This window comes from Priestia flexa NBRC 15715 (genome assembly GCF_001591565.1).
Lineage (GTDB): Bacteria > Bacillota > Bacilli > Bacillales > Bacillaceae_H > Priestia > Priestia flexa.
In genome coordinates this window covers 1-19,143 of the sequence record NZ_BCVD01000072.1, presented here as the reverse complement: position 1 = coordinate 19,143, position 19,143 = coordinate 1, and the positions used below count along the sequence as shown (strand labels likewise).

The window sequence follows — 19,143 nt, the reverse complement described above, 5'->3', positions numbered from 1 at the left end:
CATTGTGTTATGTCCGACCCTCTTTTTTAGCTTGCTTTTGATTGGCGTCTAAGAGGAGAAATATGTCCATAAGTGAGCGTACGCCATAGCCATTCCATAGGGCCAAACTGAAACGAGTTAAACCACGCTTTGCTCCATGCTGCTTGAGCAATAAAGATCACGATGGCAATTGCTGTACCCAAGCTCAAACTAACGTGATTGTATAAGTTGAAAATGTTAAATAAAGTAAAACAGATAACGGTTTGCGCCAAATAATTAGTTAAAGCCATGCGACCGACAAATTGAAGCCAGCTAAGTCGCTTTTTCCAAGCATCTAACTGCAGTAATCGAGTTAAAGTAGCCATATAGAAAAAGCAAAGAGAAAATCCACTTAGGTTTTTAAAGAGATCAGTAGCAGCCGATTTGTACACACCGACATCCCATAGGCCTTGCAGTAATAAAAATAAGCATATAACAAAAGGGATGCTTAGGGTACCGGTTACTATCTGCACCTTTTTAATAAAAGGAGCGTAAGCAGAACCTTCAAAAATCCCTTTTTTCCCAGCATATAAGCCGAACAAAAAGAACGCAAACACGGGTATTAGCGTAAATGGAATATTAATCAAAATTGGAATGACCTCAACTTTTATTCGGTAAGAAAGCCATTCTAGGTAAGGAGCGCTTTCATACATATAAATGTATGTGGGCAGCACATCATCTGCATTTCCTAGTCCAAGTTCGTCCATCATATCAACTGGAATGAAAAAAGTCATGGATAGAAGAGCTAAATAAATAGCTAACAGACTGAAAGCCCATTTAATGAGAGTTTTAGGCATGCGGTTATAAAAAGCTACTAATAAAAAGCCTCCAACTGCGTAAAGGTGTAGAATGTCTCCAAACCATAAAAAAATTAAATGAAGCAACCCAATGATTAATAGAATAGAAGCTCTTCTAAAAAATAAGCTTTTCATCCGTAATCCCTTTGCTTCAGCTCGCTTCATAAACAAATAGAAACCTACTCCAAATAAAAATGAAAAAATGGTAAAAAATTTAACTTGAACAAAAAGCTGCAGAAATGCATATACAACTGCGTCTAGGCCTTCATAGGGTACGTCTACACTGTATAGCTGATTGATGAAATTAGGTGAATGAAAAGCGGGCATATTGACGAGCAAAATGCCAAATAGCGCAAAACCTCGAATGACATCTAACATAATGATTCGCTCACTTGGTTTAATCGGTGAACCTTTCAATCATGATTCAACTCCTTTTCAATTAATAATGTAGCGCAAAAGTCTACGGTTTTACATAACAATATGGCTATCTTATCATGAACAAATAAAAAAAATGACAAAATATCCATTGAAAATGATAAAAAAGTTTCACAACTAAAAAGTGCGCAACTATGGATAATAATGGTATGATAAGAAAGAAGATATTATGAAAGGTGGAGAAAAGATGAAAACAGCACTTGTTTTAGGCGGTACACGTTTTTTTGGCACGAATCTCGTTGAAGAATTGCTCGCGAAAAAAGTACAGGTTACCATTGCAAACCGTGGACAGCGTGAAGATTCGTTTGGTGATCGAGTAGAGCGAATTAAGTTGGATCGCGTTGAGAAACAATCCATTATAGAAGCAACACGCGGGCGCAAGTGGGATGTGGTTTTTGATCAAATTTGCTATTCATCTCATGGCGCTTTAGTAGCTGTAGACGCTTTTCGAGATAGTACAAACCACTATGTACTAACATCTACCTTATCTGTATATGGCTCTTCAAAAGAACATTTTCACGAAGAAGATTTTGATCCATATACGTACCCAATATCGTATGCTAGAAAAGAAAATATCTCTTATCAAGAAGGAAAGCGACAAGCTGAAGCCGTACTCTTTCAAAAAGCACCTTTTTCAGTAACTGCTGTACGCATTCCGATTGTATTAGGTGATAATGATTATACGAATCGTCTTCGCTTTCATATTGATAAGGTGATGCATCAAGAAGAAATAGGTTTTCCTGATATTGATGCACAGCTCAATTTTATTTCACGAGAAGAAGCCGGAGCGTTTTTAGCATGGTGCGGAGAGCAAAAGCTAAAAGGACCGATTAATGCATGCTCTAACGGCGTCATTTCGCTAAAAGAGTTAATGAGTTTAATAGAAACTGAAACAAACCAGCAGGCGAAAATTACGAAAAGAGTAACGGATGAGAACGCGTCACCTTATGGGCTAGATCATTCGTGGACCATGAGCAATGAAAAGGCTAGTTTTTGGGGATATGAATTCTCTGATGTGCGCCAATGGCTGCCGCCTTTAATTAAGAAAAAAGTAGCTGAAGCAAAAATTGTTCCGTTATATTAAGAAAAGACTGCGGGTTCGTAGTCTTTTTTTGATGAGCAAAATGATGTTAACATACCAACAGTGGCGTTATACTAGAAGTAATTATAATGAAGGAAGTGGGACAAAGTGGCGAAGCATCATTTTCATTTAAACGCAAATTGGCCAGGAGGACGCAATGAAGTAGGCGAAATTCATTCTGGTCAGTTAAAAACACAAATCTCAATCCCACCAGAAATGGATGGACCTGGAATCGGTACAAATCCTGATGAAATGCTGCTTGGAGCAGCTGCAACATGCTATATTATTACGCTTGCTGCAATGCTTGAAAGAAGCGGTATTTCGCAAGCAGCTCTTACAATGGATTCAGAAGCAGTCGTGGACGTCACCAAAGGTGTGTTTACCTATGAAAAAATCATTCACCGTCCACATGTTGTGTTAGATTCAAAGGATATGGAGAAAAAAAGTCGCGTGCAGCGCCTCATGGAAAAAGCGGAGACCTCCTGCATGATTTCACGAGCAATTCAAGGGAACGTAAAAATTGAATTAGAAGGTACGATAGAAGAAAAAGAAGCTTAATTCAATGTAAGCTTCTTTTTTTCGTTTGACGAGCAAAACTATGACTGAAAGAAATGAGAGTTATAGCGTCTAGTTATTATATCTGAAATTTAATTTTAGGCAATTAATTTGTATGGATAGTTGTGTGATAACCAATCATTAAGACTTATTTTGATAAGTAATTCACTTTACTTATAAAGCGCTTTCAAAAAGTCGTAAGACTATTAAAAAAGTAAAAAAAATTAAAGAAATATAGCGATTTCATTTTGATTGACAGGCTTAACAGTGGTAAAATAGAGACAGATATCAAATACAAGTACTGGAAGAACATCCAGCTTGTAAAGATGTCTGACCATAAGGCAATCAGTATTTTGAAAATGCGAAATCAATCACTTTTAGTACTTTAATTCTAGTAAGACATTAAAAGTTGAATAAAGATTTCACTTATTATAACTCGTTGGGGGTTTTTAAATGGGTAACGAAACGTCAAACAGAGGTGAGCCTTGGAAAGGGTTTTTGGGCCCAAACTATGGCTATGTATTAGAACAGTATGAGTTATATGAAGAAAAGTCGGATTTAGTAGATCCAGAACTAAAAGAACTATTTGATTATTGGGGTGCACCGCCATTGCTTGATAGCAGCTATGCTGAAGCGGGAGATACACAGCCTGTTCCAGCAGCTAATACGGCTAAGATTGCCGCTGCCATTAAGCTAGCAGAAAATATTCGTGCATACGGTCATTTATATGCATCAATCAAACCGTTAGAAAGCGGTAAGAAAGATCCTGTGCTTCTACATCTAGAAGACTATGGATTATCAAAGGAAGATTTAAAAGCAGTACCGGTTGAAATTCTTTGCGCAAATGCGCCTGCACATGTAAAGGATGGTCTGGCTGCAATTGAGTATTTAACCGATGTATACACGAAGACAATGGCGTTTGAATTCCATCATGTACATAACATGGAGGAGAATAAGTGGCTTACTGAAATGGTGGAGTCAGGAGCAATTTTTCAACCTCTTTCTGATGAAAAGCGTATTTCAGTATTAAAGCGTCTAACGGAAGTAGAAGGATTTGAGCAATTTCTACATCGTACATTTGTCGGACAAAAACGATTCTCAATTGAAGGCGTAGATATGCTTATTCCATTAATTGATGAGCTAGTTGCACGCTCTGTCGAAAAAAGTCCGAAAACAGTTAATATTGGAATGGCGCACCGCGGACGTCTAAATGTGTTAGCACACGTACTAGGCAAGCCGTATGAAATGATTTTTGCTGAGTTCCAACATTCACCGAATAAAGAGCTTGTACCATCTGAGGGTTCAATCGGCATTAACTATGGTTGGACAGGAGACGTAAAATATCACTTAGGTGCAGATAAGCAAATTAAAGCTGAAAACACAGTTCGAGCTCGTTTGACATTGGCAAGTAACCCGAGTCATTTGGAATTCGTTAATCCAGTTGTGGAAGGGTTTACAAGAGCTGCTCAGGACGATCGCCAAACAAACGGTTATCCAAAGCAAGACATCACGAAATCTTTTGCGATTCTAATTCACGGTGACGCAGCGTTTCCAGGTGAAGGAATTGTTCAAGAAACGCTAAACTTAAATCAGCTTTCTGGGTACCAAACGGGTGGAACTATTCATATTATCGCTAACAATATGATTGGATTTACAACGGAAAGCGTAGACTCTCGTTCAACGAAATACGCGAGCGATCTAGCAAAAGGATTCGAAATTCCGATTGTCCATGTAAACGCAGACGATCCAGAAGCATGTCTGGCAGCGGCTTACTTTGCATATGAGTATCGTCGCCGCTTTAATAAAGACTTTTTAATTGATCTGATTGGATATCGTCGATTTGGCCACAATGAAATGGATGAGCCATTTGTAACGCAGCCGAAGATGTATGAAATTATTACAAAGCGTCCAACGGTTCGTGCGCTTTATGCTGAACAATTGGAGAAAGCACAAGTGGTTACTAAAGAACAAGTGAATGAAATCAGTGAGCAACTTCAAAAGAAATTGCAGACTGCTTATGATAAAGTACCACTAAAAGCAGAAAAGCGTCATCAAATTATGGAAATGCCAAAAGCAGTATTTAATGGTATTCCAACTTTAGATACGTCTGTGCCAAAAGAAGAGCTTTTAGAAATTAACCGAGAACTTGTGACGTATCCAGAAGATTTTAAGGTATTTCCAAAGTTAGACCGTATTTTGTCAAAACGTGCGAAAGCGTTTGAAGAAAATGGTAAAGTAGACTGGTCACTAGGTGAAGCATTTGCATTTGCAAGCATTTTACGTGACGGTACGCCAATTCGTATCACAGGACAAGACTCAGAACGTGGAACATTCGCTCATCGTCACCTTGTATTGCATGACTATGAGACAGGGGATGTATACTCACCACTGCACACAATGAAGAACGTAAGCGCTTCCTTTGATATTCGTAACAGTCCTCTTTCTGAAGGGTCAGTGTTAGGATTTGATTACGGATATAATGTGTTTGCACCAGAAACACTTGTGATTTGGGAAGCTCAGTTCGGAGACTTTGCAAATGCTGGTCAGGTTATCATTGATCAATTCATTTCAGCAGGTCGCGCGAAGTGGGGACAAAAATCAGGTATGGTTCTCTTACTTCCACACGGACATGAAGGCCAAGGGCCAGAACATTCAAGCGCAAGATTAGAACGTTTCTTACAGCTAGCTGCTGAAAATAACTGGACGGTGGCAAACGTAACGAGCGCGGCGCAATATTTCCACTTATTACGTCGTCAAGCGGCTGTTTTGAAAAAAGAAGAGGTGCGTCCACTTGTTGTAATGGCACCAAAAAGTTTGCTTCGAAGTGCGTTTAGCGTATCAAATATGGAAGAGTTCACAAACGGTTCTTTCCGCTTAGTTGTCGAACAACCAAACTTAGGTGAAAAAACAGAAGAAGTTGAGCGTATCGTTTTATGCAGCGGTAAAATTAGCGGAGATTTAACAGATCGCATCCAAAAATCTGATAAGTCGCTAGATTGGTTACATGTACTACGCCTTGAGCAGATCTATCCATTCCCAAGACGAGTTGTAGCTGATTTATTTGCTAAATATCCAAACTTAAAAGAAATTGCGTGGATGCAAGAAGAGCCTGAGAATATGGGTGCATGGAATTATGTTGAGTCTAAGCTTCGCGAAGTAGCACCTGAAGGCGTGAGCGTTGATTACATTGGACGCAGAAGACGTTCAAGCCCAGCAGAAGGAGACCCAATCACTCATAGACAAGAGCAAGAGCGTATATTACAAGAAGCATTAACGAAAACACAAATCGCTAATGATGTAGTGACACGATAAGGAAGGGGAATGAACAATGGGAGAAATTAAAGTACCGGAATTAGCAGAATCAATTTCAGAGGGAACAGTAGCACAGTGGCTTAAGCAGGTAGGAGACTTTGTTGAAAAAGGCGACTATATCGTTGAATTAGAAACTGACAAAGTAAACGTTGAGATTACAGCGGAAGATTCAGGCGTACTAACGGAGCTTCTAGCAGGTGAAGGAGATACGGTTCAAGTGGGGGAAACAATTGCTCGCTTAGCAGCCGATGGTCAAGCGCCAGCGCCAAAAGCAGAAGTGAAGGAAGAAGTAAAAGTGGAAGAGCCTGTTCAACAAAAAGAAGCAAAAGAAGAGGTAGCACCTGCGGCAGAAGCGAAGGAAGAGGTTCCGCAAAAGCAGTGGTTAATTGCATCTCCAGCTGCGCGTAAAGCTGCAAGAGAGCGAGGCATTAAGCTTGACGAAGTGCCAACGGCAGATCCGTTAGGCCGCGTTCGCAAGCATGATATCGATTCATTTGCTAGCCAAAAAACAGCAGAGCAAAAAGCTGATGCAAAAGCTCAAAGTGCTCGTCAATCTAAGCCGGTACCTTCTCCAACAGTAAGTGAGAACAGTGATAAACCAGTTGAACGTGTACGCATGTCACGCCGTCGTCAAACGATTGCAAATCGCTTAGTTGAAGTACAGCAAACGGCTGCGATGTTAACAACATTTAACGAAGTTGATATGACAGCTGTTATGGAACTTCGTAAGCGTCGTAAAGACAAATTCTTTGAACAGCATGATGTAAAACTTGGCTTTATGTCATTCTTTACAAAAGCCGTTGTAGCAGCGCTGAAAAAGTATCCATTATTAAATGCTGAAATTCAAGGCAACGAGCTTGTTATTAAAAAGTTCTATGATATCGGTATTGCCGTATCTGCGCCGGATGGGCTTGTTGTACCAGTTGTTCGTGATGCAGACCGCAAAACGTTTGCAGGTATTGAAGGAAGTATCCTTGAGCTTGGGAAAAAAGCGCGTGACAATAAGCTAGCTCTAGGTGACCTGCAGGGAGGAACATTTACGATTACAAACGGTGGAGTATTCGGTTCATTAATGTCAACGCCAATCTTAAATGGTCCACAAGTAGGGATTCTAGGAATGCATAAAATACAGACTCGTCCAGTTGCAATTGACGAAGACCGTATTGAAAACCGTCCAATGATGTATATTGCCTTATCTTATGATCACCGCATTGTTGATGGAAAAGAAGCCGTTGGTTTCCTAGTAACAGTGAAAGAACTGTTAGAAGATCCAGAAACATTATTATTAGAAGGTTAATGAAAAACGAGGCTGGGACATAAGTATTTTAGTCAATGATCTATCCGAACTATTGAGAGTTAACGACTCTTTTATAGTTCGGATTTTTTGTTGATAATGAAGCGCTAGAGACATACTCTGATGTTTTTTTGACAATTCTGTAAAAAATAAAAACCCAGTTGACTTATAGGAATTATAGGTGTATTATATAAATAATCAATCTTGTCAGAAAATTTGAGCGTAAAGGGTGAAGAATAATGGAACGTTATGATGTTATTCAAGGAGCGGAAGCTTTTTATCATAAAGGGAATGAAGTTGGTATTTTAGTCTCTCACGGATTTATGGGAACGCCACAAAGCATGGAACATATCGGCCAAGGCTTGGCAGCTAAAGGCTATACGGTTTATGGAATTCGTCTAACGGGCCATGGAACTCACTATCGAGATATTGAACAGGCAACCTATGAAAATTGGAAAGCAGACTTTTTAGAAGGCTATCGCTTTTTAAAAGAAAGATGTGAGCACGTCTTCATCCTAGGGCAATCGATGGGCGGAACGTTAACCTTTCATACCGCAAGTCAAGGATTAGACCTGTCCGGCGTAATTGCTATTAACCCAGCAATGAATTCAATTCCTTCAATGGAAGCTTACAGAAATGCACATACACTTCGCTATGTAAAAGAAGATAAGCCGGATATCAAAGATCCTAACGTACATGAAATTACGTATGATAAGGTACCCGTTCGTTCAATGCGCGAGCTATTATCTTTAATGGATGAAGCGGAGGAACGCTTATCTTACGTAACGTGCCCAGCGCTAGTTTTAACATCCACAGTCGATCATGTTGTACCACCAAGCAACTCAGCTTATATTCTGGAGCATATTCGTTCAAAAACAGCTCATCAAGTTATGCTTCCTAATTCGTATCATGTAGCGTCCATGGACTATGATAAAGACCAAATTATTCAACATACGGCACGTTTTGTTAAAGCGACAGTTGCGAAAAAAAAAGCAGTTGGGGTAAAATGAACGAAGGGCAAAGTTAACGTCCAATCGTTCAAAAGGAGAGACCAAATATGATTCATTTAGAGTGGAATGATCGTCCAACCATCAAACAAGTAAAATGTGTACATACGAATGCGAAAAAGTACATGGTAGAAAACGTGCTAACAGCAGGAAAAGTATACGATGTAAAAAATGAAACGGAAGAGTTTTACTTTGTAGTCGACAACACAGGTCAAGTTGGTGGCTTTTACAAAGAATATTTTGAAGCGTAAGATGAAAACCACTGCGGATGCGGTGGTTTTTTTATGAGTGTGTGTCAACGCATCTAAGTATCTAAAAAAACTATATTCTAAATAATAAACATAAAGTAAAACCAGCAGCTAAGAACAAGTGTATGCTGTAGGTAGCTACTCCGAGAGAAAATAAAGAAGGCGTCTTTTATTCTTAAATTAATATTGGTATGATATAGAAGCAATCTCAAATGAAATCGGAGTGTTTAAGGTGGAAGAAAAAGAAGGTTTATATGCCAATATTGATCTGGACAAAGTATATGAATACAAAGATCTCCCTGATAAAGTTGCGGGTCGCTGCGACAACTGCGAGAGCGTTCATTTTAAAAGTAGTGTAGGAGAAGGGAAATTTTTGCGAGAATGCGTTAGCTGTGGCATGAAAAAGAATATTTAAGCGTTAAAAGCGTCGTACGTAGAAAAGAGATGGCTCATGAAGCTGTTTCTTTTTTTTGTATAAAAAACAGAAGTGTATTTATTTATTTATTTTGAGCATAAAGTCTTATTAAAAGATGACAAAAACACCTATTAATTTAACCTATTTTCTATATAATGGTATAAGTGAACGTACAATCGCGTATTTGTTTAGATTAAGAGAGAAGAGGAGGCGAAAACCTAAATGGCGAATGAGCATGAACTATTTCCAGAGAAGCGAAACCAAGATGAGCCAAAGGTTAAGGTAGAACGAAAAGAAGGAGAGCCAACTTCAGCTTTTAAAGGAGCATCTTGGGGAGCGCTACTGATTGGAGTTGTAGCTTACTTGGTTGGATTATTTAACGCAACGATGGAGCTAAATGAAAAAGGCTACTATTTTGCTGTTTTAGTATTTGGACTTTATTCAGCGGTATCTCTTCAAAAAGCCGTTCGAGACAAAGAGGAAGATATCCCTGTTACAGGTATTTATTATGGAATTAGCTGGTTTGCACTTATTGTATCGATTTCATTAATGGTTATTGGTTTATATAACGCAGGGAGTATTACGCTAAGCGAAAAAGGCTTCTACGGCATGTCATTTGTGTTGAGCTTGTTTGCAGTAGTGACAATTCAAAAAAATATTCGAGATACGCAACGAGCAAAAGAGCGAGATTAATAGCTCTTTTGCGTACATAGAACCCTCTACTTTTTATTTTGAAAGTGGAGGGTTTTTTATGCAAATAATTACATTTAACCCTTTAATTATGATATTACCTTAATATACTATAGCTTGCTAAAGGGGAATTTAAATGAGTTATGAGGGTTTAATAGGTGTCATTCTTCTTTTTATACTTTACTTTTCAACTAGCCATTACTATTTGAAAAAGAGGTTAAATATTCAAGAAAAGCGTGTAAGTCTGTTTTCCAAAGATAGAAAGAGGCTGTATAGGGTGATTGAAGGTATCATAGTAGTATTGTTCATTTATTTTCTTGGTGTTGTCACGTTTTCAGAGAGAAGCGATGAGTTTCCCATCTGGATTCGAGCACTGCCAGTGTGTGGCTTTTTTATTTTAGTAGATACTTTGCGAGGAATTGAGCATTGGATGACTGATAAAGAGTCAAAGAGCTATGTTTATGAATTCCTTGGAGTAGTATTTATGCTAGCACTGCTTGTTATCATATCTTTATAATTATTTGGAAAAGTCGGAAGTATACAATTTGTTAAAAGGGGCTAAAGCTGGATTGACCAATTTTAAAACTATAGTAAAATCAAAAAAGTGACAGCGCGCATGCTGTCGCTTTTTTTGTGAGCGTTTTAATTAGAAGGAGGATGTTTATGTACACGTTAAAACCATATCGCTTTCCGCTCATTTTACTAGCATCTATTTTTGCTGGTGGAGCAGTAGGGTTTTTTGCTGGAGAGAAAGCAGAAGTGTTAAAGCCACTAGGGGACATTTATTTAAACTTAATGTTTATGGTTGTTGTGCCGCTCGTGTTTTTTAGCATTGCAGCAGCCGTATCAAACACTGCGAATATGAATCGCTTTGGAAAAATCATTGGCTCAATGTTTGGCGTTTTTATTTTGACTGGCATTATTTCATCTTTATTAATGCTTTTTGCAGTTAAGGCATTTTTATCAGTTGATGCGTCACCAATTACAATTGAAAAGCCAGATCAGGTAGAAAATATTAATATTGCCGATCAGTTTGTACAAGCATTTACAACGTCTGACTTTGTGGATTTACTGTCTCGTGAACATATGCTTGCACTTATTGTTTTTGCCGTACTTTTAGGATTATCAGCAACGCTAATTGGTGAAGCTGGAAAGCCGTTTGTGAAAGTACTACAATCAGGTTCACAGGTGTTTATGAAAATGGTAACGCTTGTGATGTACGTGGCACCAATTGGGTTATTTGCTTACTTCGCGTCGTTAGTTGGTGTATTTGGTCCTGATTTATTAGGAACGTATGCAAAAGCAGTAGCCGTATATTACCCGGTAGCTCTTTTATACTTCTTTGTTGGCTTTACGCTTTATGCCTTTTTAGCAGGAGGAAAAGAAGGGATCGTTCGTTTTTGGAAAAATATCTTAACGCCAGCGGTTACGGCTTTAGGGACAGGGAGCAGCGTAGCCAGCGTGCCTGTTAACCTAGAGGCAGCTAAACAAACGGGCGTTCCAAAAGATGTGCGAGAAACGGTCATTCCAATTGGAGCAACCGTACATATGGACGGGTCTTGCTTGGCTGCAATCTTAAAAATTTCATTTGCCTTTACGCTATTCGATATGGATTTCAGCGGCATCGATACGTTTGTGAAAGCCGTTGTTGTTGCTATTTTATGTGGTGTTGTCATTGCGGGTCTACCGAGCGGAGGCGCAGTTGGTGAGATGTTGATTTTAACGATGTTTGGCTTGCCAATTGAAGCACTTCCGGTTATGGCCGCGCTAGGCATGATTGTCGATCCACCTGCAACAATGGTGAACGTAACGGGAGATAACGTATCTTCTATGCTTGTGTCACGCATTGTAGAAGGTAAAGGTTGGCTGAAAAAACAAATAGATACAAAGCGAATCGCTTCGTAGCAAACGTGAAAGCGCATCAGCTCAAAGATAGCTGGTGCGCTTTTAGCGTATTACTTGATTCGAGGGTGTTTTTCTTGAATAATAAAAGAGTAAGCATCCTGTAAGACGAAGTAAGGAGCGAAGTATTATGAATGAAAAATGGAAAGTCCATAAAATTAAAACTGACTGTGAACCGTGGCTTTTTCTAGATGGTTGGGAAAAAGACATTATTGAAACGATTGAATTCGACCATAAAAAAGAAGCGCTTGAGCATTATACAAGGCTTATTCATGAACATCAAGCGAGTTATCGCCACGTTCATATGAAAAAGCTATCTCTTTTTACCTTTTGGAATGACTGTGAGAAAGAGTTTTGTGAAGCGTGTGATGATGATCTTCAAATTTTCCACGGCGTCTTGTTTATGAAAGGTGAAGACGTATATGATCTAAATGAAAACGAGGAAGGCTTTTCGTTTCTGCAAATGAAATAACCTTTTCTTCTACATCATTTTCCCATATAATTACACTAACAATAGTGGAAAAGGAGGGCGCTATGAACAATTCAAAACGAGTATGGTTTGACTTGCTTTTTTACATTGCAATCCCGTACCTTATCTGGAATCAGGGAAAAGATCTTATCGGTGATTATTACGCCATTTTATTATCGACAGCCCCTGCATTCTTCTATACCATCTATACGTTTATTAAAGAGCGTCAATTTAACGTAACGGGACTGTTTCTTGTTATTACCTTGCTTGCGCGAACAATTGTAGATTTATTGTCGGGTAATGCAGAAACCATGCTGGTTAATCAGGTTTATTTTATGATTGGACTAGCTATTTTTACGTTTATAACGATTTTAGTGAAGTGTCCAATTGGGCTATATTTCTTTGTTGATACGGCCTATTTAATGGGATATAAGCGTGAAGATTCAAAAAAGCTATTCTTTGAGCAAGATCTCTTTAAAATGATGAACTGGTTAACCGTTTTATTTGCGGGGCGCTATGTGTTTTTAGCCATTGTAAAATACGTTCTTATTCAAAAGTACGGTGTTGAAGGGTATGGCAACATGATTGTCTTTCGCCAAGCAGTGACGTGGGCGTTCTCAATTTTGATCGCCATCTATACGTACTTTATTTATAAAAAGATTCAAGAGAAAACAGGAATCGATAATCCGGTGAATCCAAATATGAATGAATAACAAAAGCGCTTCCTAACATAGGAGCGCTTTTGTTACAAATACGTGAACAGTACATCAAACGTTGACACCTGCTCGCGAAAAAATAGTAAAATAAGTTGTCATAGAACTTGGATAAAGGGTAGGTGTGCAATTTGAAACTGTTAGTATGTAAAAGACAGCCGTATATAGCATTAGAAATGATCATGGTATTTTTTACAGCCATTTTTTTGGTTTTAGCTTTTTTTGATTATCGTCAAACATTCTTTTTATTTTTTACACTCGGAATCGTGTTTGCTATCCGAGGCTTTGAAATGCAAGAAGGAGAGAAGAAGTCTCAGGGAACAAAGTGGCTCCTTGCGGGGGTTGCTCTTATTATGTTGAATATTGTGTTGTTTGTCGTATATGCCGTCAACCGCTAAGCCTTTCTTCGATTAGAAGAGGGGTTTTTGAAAAAATGTTCAGGTAGTATTATAAAAATGTTCATTGTTTGGTAAGATAGAAAAATGAAAACGCTATACTGACGTAAAGGAGATGCTTATGGAAAGCGACAAGTTAACGAAAGCAATCGAAGCAGCAAAGATGTATTATCTGTTTGACTATAATCAAAATGAAATTGCTAAAAAGCTTGGAGTTTCAAGGCCAACTGTTTCACGCTTACTGCAACAAGCTAAATCTGAAGGCATTGTACAAATTAAAATTATCGATTCTACCATCGATGTGAAAGAGCTATCAGCTCAGCTAGAACAAACGTTTAAACTAAAAAAAGCAATTGTCGCATCTATACCTCATGAAGATCGAAACCTTGTAAAGGAAGGTTTAGGAGAAGCAGCAGCAGATTACCTTGATAAAATTGTAAAAGATGGAGATATTATTGGCGTAACGTGGGGAACAACGCTTTATCATGTAGGGATGAAGCTCAAAAATAAGCGTGTAAAAGATGTGAAAGTTGTACAGTTAAAAGGTGGAGTTAGCCATTCTGAAACCAACACGTATGCTTCTGAAATACTGCATCTGTTTGGAAATGCTTATAGCACCGTTCCTCTTTATTTACCGCTTCCGGCTATTGTTGATCATGTTGTAGTAAAGCAGGCAATGGAAGCTGATCGTCATATAAAAGGAATATTAGAACTTGGCAAAAAAGCAAATATTGCGATCTTTACGACGGGTCCTATTAAAACAGATTCTTTGCTGTTTCAGCTAGGTTATTTCACAGAAGAGGATTTAAAACAGCTAGATCCGCACGCAGTCGGTGATATTTGTTCGCGATTTTTCGATGAAAATGGGTGTATTTGCAACCCGAGCTTAAATGAACGCACGCTTGGTTTAGATTTAGAAGAACTTAAGCAAAAGGAACATTCGATCCTCGTAGCGGGAGGGGCGCACAAGGTGGAAGGTATTTACGGTGCGATAAAAGGCGGGTATGTTAATACACTAGTCACAGACCCATTTACAGCTCAGCAGCTGCTTGAAAAAGTGACATCATAAAAAACGTTGAACAAATGTCAAGATAAATATTTACATTTGTTCAATGTTGAGATATAGTGAAGATGTAAGTTATTGAAAGCGTTATAATTTTGAAAAGAAAGCGCATGGGGAGGCCATATCAATGAGAGTTGTAGATCTAATTGAAAAAAAGCGAAATGGCTTAGAATTAACAAAAAGTGAAATTGACTTTATTATTACTGAATATACAAATGGTAACTTGCCTGACTATCAGATGTCCGCACTAGCAATGGCAATTTATTTCCAGGATATGACGCAGGAAGAGCGCGTTCATTTAACGACAGCGATGGTAAACTCAGGTGATCAAATTGACTTAAGTGAAATTGAAGGCATTAAAGTAGATAAGCACAGTACAGGTGGAGTAGGAGATACAACAACGTTAGTACTTGGACCACTTGTTGCAGCGGTAGGCGTACCGGTCGCTAAGATGTCAGGTCGCGGCCTTGGTCATACGGGTGGAACAATCGATAAGCTAGAAGCTGTCCCAGGATTCCACGTTGAAATTACGAACGACGAATTTATTCGTCTAGTAAACACAAACAAACTAGCGGTTATTGGACAAAGCGGTGACTTAACGCCAGCAGATAAAAGTTTATACGCACTACGTGACGTAACGGCAACAGTTGATTCAATTCCACTGATTGCAAGCTCAATTATGAGTAAGAAGATTGCAGCGGGTGCAGACGCAATTTGTTTAGATGTTAAAACTGGAAACGGTGCGTTTATGAAAGACTTAAAAGATGCAGAAGCATTAGCACAAGCAATGGTTGAAATCGGAAAAGGTGTTGGACGAAACACAAAAGCTATCATTTCTGATATGAGTCAACCGCTTGGATTTGCGGTTGGAAACGCGCTAGAAGTGAAAGAAGCAATCGATACGTTAAAAGGTGAAGGGCCGGAAGATTTAACAGAATTATGCTTGACGTTAGGTAGCCATATGGTTATGCTTGCAAAGAAAGCAAGCAGCCTTGAAGAGGCGCGTGCGCTATTAATAGAAGTGATCGATAACGGACAAGCACTTGCAACATTTAAAACATTCCTTGAAGCACAGGGTGGAGATACATCCGTAGTAGATGATCCATCACAGCTTCCGGATGCTTCTTATAAAATTTCGGTTCCAGCAAAAGCAGATGGCTATGTATCAGAAATTGTTGCTGAGCAAATCGGCGTAGCAGCAATGAAACTTGGTGCAGGTCGCGCAACAAAAGAATCAGTGATTGATTTAGCTGTTGGTGTAGTACTGCACAAAAAAGTAGGAGATGCTGTTAAGAAGGGCGATACGCTTGTAACAATTCATAGTAACTCTGAAAACGTGGATGAAGTAATGAACGTTATTTACGATTCTTATACAATTGTATCTGAACAGGTAGATGCACCAACGCTCATCTACAAAGAAATTCATTAATTCTAGTGCGCCTAAAGGCCACGATGGTTCAACTAGGTATTCAGTGGAAGAGAAATAGAGCTTCTACAGGTTAAAATTTTACTTTATAAGAGGATTGAAAGGAAGAATTAAACATGAGCAACGAAATTACAAAAATGATTGACCACACTTTATTAAAAGCTAACGCAACAGAAGAGCAAATTACAGTACTTGCACAGGAAGCAAAAGAATATTCATTTGCATCTGTATGTGTGAATCCAACGTGGGTTAAAAAAGCTGCTGAGTTATTACGCGATGCACAAGAAGTAAAAGTATGTACGGTAATTGGTTTTCCACTAGGGGCAAGCACACCAGAAGTAAAAGCATTCGAAACAACAAATGCAATTGAAAACGGTGCAGACGAAGTTGATATGGTCATTAACATCGGTGCGTTAAAAGACAAAAATTACGATTTAGTAGAGCGTGATATTAAAGCAGTTGTTGACGCTGCAAAAGGTAAAGCATTAGTGAAAGTAATCATTGAAGCATGTCTATTAACAGACGAAGAAAAAGTAAAAGCTTGTGAACTATCTGTTAAAGCAGGTGCGGACTTTGTTAAAACATCTACTGGCTTCTCAACAGGTGGCGCAACGGTTGAAGATGTTGCGTTAATGAGAAAAACAGTTGGACCAGACTTTGGCGTAAAAGCATCTGGTGGCGTACGAGGATTAGAAGACGCTAAAGCGATGATTGAAGCAGGTGCTACGCGTATCGGTGCAAGCTCTGGTGTTTCAATTGCTAAAGGCGAAATTAGCAACAGCTCATACTAATTCGATTAGAATCTGAAGAGAATGTCTAGCGGGTTAGCTCATACACTGAGCTAACCTGCTTTAAACCATGAAAAAGGATGATGAATGAATGGAGCCGAAAAAATTAATTGATGAAGCAATTGTTGCAAGTAAACAAGCATATGTTCAATATTCAAATTTTCATGTAGGTGCAGCTCTTTTAACAAAGGAAGGAAAACTATATCACGGATGTAATATCGAGAACGCTTCCTATGGTTTAACAAACTGCGCAGAGCGCACGGCGATTTTTAAAGCTGTTTCAGAAGGTGAAAAAGAGTTTCAAGCAATCGCAGTTGTTGGGGATACAGAGGGACCAATTTCTCCATGTGGAGCTTGTCGTCAAGTTTTAGCTGAGTTCTTTTCACCAGGCACAGTCGTGATTTTAGCTAATTTAAAAGGCGATCACGTTGTGACAAACATTAATGAGTTGTTACCAGGGTTCTTTTCATCAAAAGATTTACACAAAACGTAAAGAATTGTTTTGAAAAAAACGCTCTCGGCAGCAGCTGTTTAAGGCCTATAAGGATAGGATTTAAATGGGAATTTATACAACTAGTGGGGAGTCTATTACATGCAATACTTAATTGGAATACTAGGGTTATTAATTGTGTTTGGTTTAGCATTTTTAGCAAGTAACAATAAAAAAGGCATTAAGTATAAGCCAATCCTTATTATGATTGTGCTTCAACTGCTGCTTTCAATGCTTCTATTAAACACAAAGTTTGGTTTTATCATCATTGATGCAATTGCAACAACGTTTAATAAATTATTGGAATATGCTGCTGAAGGAATTGAATTTGTATTTGGGGGCTTAGCGAACGACGGAACAGCTCCATTTTTCTTAACGGTTTTGCTTCCAATCGTATTTATCTCTGTATTAATTGGGATTCTACAGCACTTTAAGATTTTGCCTTTCATCATGAAGGGTATTGGTCTTCTTTTAAGCAAAATTAACGGAATGGGAAGACTTGAATCTTATAACGCAGTAGCTTCTGCTATTGTAGGTCAATCAGAAGTATTTATCACAGTAAAGAAACAGCTGGATAAACTACCTCCAAACCGTCTATATACATTATGTGCGTCTGCAATGTCAACGGTTTCAATGTCAATTGTTGGTGCGTACATGACAATGATTGAGCCAAAGTACGTAGTAACAGCAATCGTTATTAACTTATTTGGTGGTTTCATCATTGCGTCGATTATTAATCCGTATACAGTAACGACAGATGAAGATATTTTAGAAGTGCAAGATGAAGAAAAACAAACGTTCTTTGAAATGATTGGCGAATATATCATGGATGGATTTAAAGTAGCCATCATTGTAGGGGCAATGCTTATTGGATTCGTTGCGCTAATCGCAGCCATTAACAACGTATTTGAAATGATTCTTGGAATTTCATTCCAAGAAATTCTTGGCTATGTATTTGCACCATTTGCCTTCATTATGGGTATTCCAGGTTCAGAAGTGGTAGCTGCTGGTGGAATTATGGCAACAAAGCTTGTAACGAATGAGTTTGTGGCGATGATGAGCTTAGCGGATATGTCTGGACAGTTTAGTGAGCGTACGCTAGGAATTGTTTCTGTATTCTTAGTGTCATTCGCAAACTTCTCTTCAATTGGTATTATTTCTGGAGCTGTTAAAGGCTTAAGTGAAAAACAAGGAAACACAGTGGCTCGCTTTGGTTTACGCTTATTGTACGGTGCAACGTTAGTAAGTGTGTTATCAGCGATTATTGTAAGCTTTATTTTATAAAACAAATGAAGAAGGAAAAGCATTTCTGCTGCGGGCAGGATTGCTTTTTTCTTTTGTGGGAAGATAAGAATCATACAGTACTTCGAGCACATATAAAGGAGGTAGTAAAGAGTCTAGTATTCTTTACGACAACATGGACAGCATTGGATTATTACTATCAGGAGCAGCGCTGTTTTTAAACGGGCTGATGCTTTTAGGAAAAGCAAACGATAAAAACGTCGGGGTGTTTAACCTATTTGTCGGCGTCTTTCAAATGATTGCGCCGTTTTATTTAATTATTGTTTCAGATCAAACAAACTGGGTGCTTTACGAAAAAGCCGCTATTTTCTTATTTGGCTTAACGTATTTGTATGTTGGTGTAACCGTTATCAAAGGAATGGAAGGAACAGGCCTTGGCTATTATTCGCTTTGGGTATCGATTTTAGCTCTTGTTTATATGACCATCGCTTTTACAAGATATGGTGACGTTGTAAACGGCTTAACGTGGTTGCTGTGGGCATTTCTTTGGTTTCTATTTTACTTTATCAACACGCAGGAGCGGGATATTACAGAATATGTGGGAAAAGTCGCCGTTGTCCAGTCGTGGATTACGCTTACCATCCCGGCACTCTTTAACTTAACAGGCGTATGGGGAGCAGAAGGTCTTTACTACATGTGGATTGCTGTGCTGTCAGCTGCCATTTTATACTTTATCTACCTAGGTTATAAGTTATTCTTTAATGAGCGACGCGTGCTGATGAAATAAAAAAGAGACTGAGACA

The 19,143-nt window shown here is 38.7% G+C and carries 20 protein-coding genes; 19 read left to right on the top strand and 1 reads right to left on the bottom strand.

The genetic code is table 11. The annotated features are described in order from the left end of the window. Positions 1-26 precede the first annotated feature (26 nt). Positions 27-1,232 (bottom strand): DUF418 domain-containing protein, encoded by a 1,206-nt coding sequence (locus BFL01S_RS12740; protein WP_061785885.1) that lies wholly within the window; start codon positions 1,230-1,232, stop codon positions 27-29. 187 nt (positions 1,233-1,419) lie between these two features. Between BFL01S_RS12740 and BFL01S_RS12735 the strand changes: the two genes are divergently transcribed. The 19 genes from BFL01S_RS12735 (at position 1,420) to BFL01S_RS12645 (ending at position 19,127) form a co-directional block, all read left to right on the top strand. Next, positions 1,420-2,334, top strand: coding sequence for an NAD-dependent epimerase/dehydratase family protein (locus BFL01S_RS12735; protein WP_235859231.1), 915 nt, complete (start codon positions 1,420-1,422; stop codon positions 2,332-2,334). Between the two features lie 105 nt (positions 2,335-2,439). Next, positions 2,440-2,889, top strand: coding sequence for an OsmC family protein (locus BFL01S_RS12730; RefSeq protein ID WP_025910267.1), 450 nt, complete (start codon positions 2,440-2,442; stop codon positions 2,887-2,889). A 450-nt stretch (positions 2,890-3,339) separates the two neighbouring features. Further along, a complete protein-coding gene (gene sucA, locus BFL01S_RS12725) occupies positions 3,340-6,198 on the top strand; it encodes a 2-oxoglutarate dehydrogenase E1 component (RefSeq protein WP_061785884.1) in 2,859 nt (952 codons plus the stop codon). 16 nt (positions 6,199-6,214) lie between these two features. Further along, the gene (odhB, locus tag BFL01S_RS12720) at positions 6,215-7,495 is read left to right on the top strand and encodes a 2-oxoglutarate dehydrogenase complex dihydrolipoyllysine-residue succinyltransferase (RefSeq protein ID WP_025910269.1); all 1,281 of its coding nucleotides are present in this window, start codon (positions 6,215-6,217) and stop codon (positions 7,493-7,495) included. A gap of 236 nt (positions 7,496-7,731) precedes the next feature. Beyond that, the gene (locus BFL01S_RS12715) at positions 7,732-8,502 is read left to right on the top strand and encodes an alpha/beta hydrolase (protein WP_035320890.1); all 771 of its coding nucleotides are present in this window, start codon (positions 7,732-7,734) and stop codon (positions 8,500-8,502) included. Positions 8,503-8,549: 47 nt separating this feature from the next. After that, positions 8,550-8,750 (top strand): DUF6501 family protein, encoded by a 201-nt coding sequence (locus BFL01S_RS12710; RefSeq protein WP_025910272.1) that lies wholly within the window; start codon positions 8,550-8,552, stop codon positions 8,748-8,750. A 229-nt stretch (positions 8,751-8,979) separates the two neighbouring features. Continuing rightward, a complete protein-coding gene (locus BFL01S_RS12705) occupies positions 8,980-9,162 on the top strand; it encodes a DUF8096 family protein (RefSeq protein WP_025910273.1) in 183 nt (60 codons plus the stop codon). A gap of 222 nt (positions 9,163-9,384) precedes the next feature. Beyond that, positions 9,385-9,855 carry an inner membrane protein YiaA gene (gene yiaA, locus BFL01S_RS12700; RefSeq protein ID WP_025910274.1) on the top strand — a complete coding sequence of 157 codons (471 nt, stop codon included), beginning with the start codon at positions 9,385-9,387 and terminating at the stop codon, positions 9,853-9,855. Between the two features lie 133 nt (positions 9,856-9,988). Further along, positions 9,989-10,369, top strand: a complete 381-nt coding sequence (locus BFL01S_RS12695; protein WP_061785883.1) for a DUF4181 domain-containing protein — start codon at positions 9,989-9,991, stop codon at positions 10,367-10,369. A gap of 146 nt (positions 10,370-10,515) precedes the next feature. Next, entirely contained in the window at positions 10,516-11,757 is a 1,242-nt protein-coding gene (locus BFL01S_RS12690; protein ID WP_061785882.1) for a dicarboxylate/amino acid:cation symporter, read from the top strand. A gap of 127 nt (positions 11,758-11,884) precedes the next feature. Beyond that, a complete protein-coding gene (locus BFL01S_RS12685; protein ID WP_025910277.1) occupies positions 11,885-12,226 on the top strand; it encodes a DUF1033 family protein in 342 nt (113 codons plus the stop codon). A 62-nt stretch (positions 12,227-12,288) separates the two neighbouring features. Next, a complete protein-coding gene (locus BFL01S_RS12680; protein ID WP_061785881.1) occupies positions 12,289-12,936 on the top strand; it encodes a VC0807 family protein in 648 nt (215 codons plus the stop codon). Between the two features lie 176 nt (positions 12,937-13,112). Further along, the gene (locus BFL01S_RS12675; protein ID WP_235859230.1) at positions 13,113-13,334 is read left to right on the top strand and encodes a hypothetical protein; all 222 of its coding nucleotides are present in this window, start codon (positions 13,113-13,115) and stop codon (positions 13,332-13,334) included. Between the two features lie 118 nt (positions 13,335-13,452). Further along, the gene (gene deoR / locus BFL01S_RS12670; RefSeq protein WP_061785879.1) at positions 13,453-14,400 is read left to right on the top strand and encodes a DNA-binding transcriptional repressor DeoR; all 948 of its coding nucleotides are present in this window, start codon (positions 13,453-13,455) and stop codon (positions 14,398-14,400) included. 121 nt (positions 14,401-14,521) lie between these two features. Further along, positions 14,522-15,823 carry a pyrimidine-nucleoside phosphorylase gene (locus BFL01S_RS12665; RefSeq protein ID WP_061785878.1) on the top strand — a complete coding sequence of 434 codons (1,302 nt, stop codon included), beginning with the start codon at positions 14,522-14,524 and terminating at the stop codon, positions 15,821-15,823. A 113-nt stretch (positions 15,824-15,936) separates the two neighbouring features. Further along, a complete protein-coding gene (deoC, locus tag BFL01S_RS12660) occupies positions 15,937-16,611 on the top strand; it encodes a deoxyribose-phosphate aldolase (RefSeq protein ID WP_025910284.1) in 675 nt (224 codons plus the stop codon). A gap of 88 nt (positions 16,612-16,699) precedes the next feature. After that, a complete protein-coding gene (locus BFL01S_RS12655) occupies positions 16,700-17,101 on the top strand; it encodes a cytidine deaminase (RefSeq protein WP_061785877.1) in 402 nt (133 codons plus the stop codon). Between the two features lie 99 nt (positions 17,102-17,200). Further along, complete coding sequence (locus tag BFL01S_RS12650) at positions 17,201-18,382, top strand: NupC/NupG family nucleoside CNT transporter (RefSeq protein WP_025910286.1); 1,182 nt, start codon at positions 17,201-17,203, stop codon at positions 18,380-18,382. Positions 18,383-18,515: 133 nt separating this feature from the next. Continuing rightward, on the top strand, positions 18,516-19,127 hold the full coding sequence (locus tag BFL01S_RS12645) for an AmiS/UreI family transporter (RefSeq protein WP_061785876.1): 612 nt from the start codon (positions 18,516-18,518) through the stop codon (positions 19,125-19,127). Positions 19,128-19,143: the final 16 nt, after the last annotated feature.

Coding starts and splice junctions, on each gene's coding strand:
- BFL01S_RS12665 (WP_061785878.1), top strand. CDS start 14,522: ATGAGAGTTGTAGATCTAATTGAAAAAAAGCGAAATGGCTTAGAATTA.
- BFL01S_RS12675 (WP_235859230.1), top strand. CDS start 13,113: ATGATCATGGTATTTTTTACAGCCATTTTTTTGGTTTTAGCTTTTTTT.
- BFL01S_RS12690 (WP_061785882.1), top strand. CDS start 10,516: ATGTACACGTTAAAACCATATCGCTTTCCGCTCATTTTACTAGCATCT.
- BFL01S_RS12655 (WP_061785877.1), top strand. CDS start 16,700: ATGGAGCCGAAAAAATTAATTGATGAAGCAATTGTTGCAAGTAAACAA.
- odhB (WP_025910269.1), top strand. CDS start 6,215: ATGGGAGAAATTAAAGTACCGGAATTAGCAGAATCAATTTCAGAGGGA.
- BFL01S_RS12685 (WP_025910277.1), top strand. CDS start 11,885: ATGAATGAAAAATGGAAAGTCCATAAAATTAAAACTGACTGTGAACCG.
- BFL01S_RS12680 (WP_061785881.1), top strand. CDS start 12,289: ATGAACAATTCAAAACGAGTATGGTTTGACTTGCTTTTTTACATTGCA.
- sucA (WP_061785884.1), top strand. CDS start 3,340: ATGGGTAACGAAACGTCAAACAGAGGTGAGCCTTGGAAAGGGTTTTTG.
- BFL01S_RS12645 (WP_061785876.1), top strand. CDS start 18,516: ATGGACAGCATTGGATTATTACTATCAGGAGCAGCGCTGTTTTTAAAC.
- deoR (WP_061785879.1), top strand. CDS start 13,453: ATGGAAAGCGACAAGTTAACGAAAGCAATCGAAGCAGCAAAGATGTAT.
- yiaA (WP_025910274.1), top strand. CDS start 9,385: ATGGCGAATGAGCATGAACTATTTCCAGAGAAGCGAAACCAAGATGAG.
- BFL01S_RS12715 (WP_035320890.1), top strand. CDS start 7,732: ATGGAACGTTATGATGTTATTCAAGGAGCGGAAGCTTTTTATCATAAA.
- BFL01S_RS12710 (WP_025910272.1), top strand. CDS start 8,550: ATGATTCATTTAGAGTGGAATGATCGTCCAACCATCAAACAAGTAAAA.
- BFL01S_RS12650 (WP_025910286.1), top strand. CDS start 17,201: ATGCAATACTTAATTGGAATACTAGGGTTATTAATTGTGTTTGGTTTA.
- BFL01S_RS12695 (WP_061785883.1), top strand. CDS start 9,989: ATGAGTTATGAGGGTTTAATAGGTGTCATTCTTCTTTTTATACTTTAC.
- BFL01S_RS12735 (WP_235859231.1), top strand. CDS start 1,420: ATGAAAGGTGGAGAAAAGATGAAAACAGCACTTGTTTTAGGCGGTACA.
- deoC (WP_025910284.1), top strand. CDS start 15,937: ATGAGCAACGAAATTACAAAAATGATTGACCACACTTTATTAAAAGCT.